A 240-nucleotide genomic window follows, 5' to 3' on the forward strand; every position below is an offset into this window, starting at 1 on the left:
CACCGCCACCGTCGGCGCACCAGTGACTGGCTCCCCTGTCGTCGTGACTCTGGCTAACGGCCAGACCATCACCATCGGTGTCGGTCAGACTACTGGCACCGCAACCGCTGTTGCTGCGAACGATGCGCTGACCGGCAACGCGCCGATCACCAACTCGATCACTGGCGTAACCGGCGGCAATTTCGAAAATCTCGTCGCCGACAAGACCCCGGTCAGCACCACCGTGACCGACACCGTCGA

The 240-nt window shown here is 63.3% G+C and carries 1 protein-coding gene; it reads left to right on the forward strand.

All coding sequences use genetic code 11. The features are described from left to right. Positions 1–240: immunoglobulin-like domain-containing protein (locus J5M66_RS27275; protein WP_207810247.1), on the forward strand; the 240-nt coding region annotated here is incomplete at both ends.

It is taken from the genome of Pseudomonas sp. 67(2021), assembly GCF_017491835.1.
GTDB classification, from domain to species: Bacteria; Pseudomonadota; Gammaproteobacteria; order Pseudomonadales; family Pseudomonadaceae; genus Aquipseudomonas; species Aquipseudomonas atacamensis.